1 protein-coding gene is annotated in these 668 nt (G+C 63.3%); it reads right to left on the bottom strand.

Going from position 1 to position 668, the window contains the following annotated elements; genetic code table 11:
- Window positions 1-449 (bottom strand): NAD-dependent epimerase/dehydratase family protein (locus GTW58_RS13400; RefSeq protein ID WP_168023593.1); only part of this gene is annotated, 449 nt, incomplete at its 3' end.
- Window positions 450-668: the final 219 nt, after the last annotated feature.

Here is a 668-nt window from a genome sequence, read left to right as displayed (position 1 = left end):
AGCTTGCCGTCGGTGGTGGACAGTTCGGCGGCGTCGCCATACATCGCGGCGACCGAACTCGTGAGGACCACGCGACGCACGCTTGGGGTGCGGTTGGCCGTGGTGAGGACGTTCGTCGTTCCCCGGACGGCCGGATCGACGAGATCCCGCTGGGCGTCCTTGACGTCCCGCACGAACGGGGAGGCGGTGTGGAAAACCACCCGGGTGTCCTGCATGGCCCGGTCGAAGGAGCCCTCGGTCAGTAGGTCTGCATCGAAGAAACGGATCTGCCCGGGGGACTGATCGGCAATAGCGGTCAAATGCGCCAGTCGCGCGGAATCGGAGGAATCGCGCACTGTGGCATGAACCGTCACGCCTGCCTCGAGCAATGACTTGATGATCCATCCGGCAACGTATCCGGTTGCGCCGGTGACAAGGGCGGGGGCGGTGGTGTCGACGTGGTGGTTCACGGCTTCTCTTTCATCGGGTGTGAACCAGACTGCCTCCCAATAGAAAAGAAATCAAGTCGTTTCATAAGTGATAGAGTCGGCGCAGGAGCGGGATCAGTTGCCCACCCGCCGCGATTCCGATCGATCGGAGAGTGTCATGGACACATCAGCCAACCGCCGCATCATCCTGCTGGGTGCCACCGGATACACCGGAGGGCTGGGCGGCCCGGAGGTGGGTGG

Origin of the sequence: Kocuria subflava (assembly GCF_012163155.1) — a bacterium.
Taxonomy (GTDB): domain Bacteria; phylum Actinomycetota; class Actinomycetes; order Actinomycetales; family Micrococcaceae; genus Kocuria; species Kocuria subflava.
This window is presented reverse-complemented; position numbering and strand designations above follow the sequence as displayed.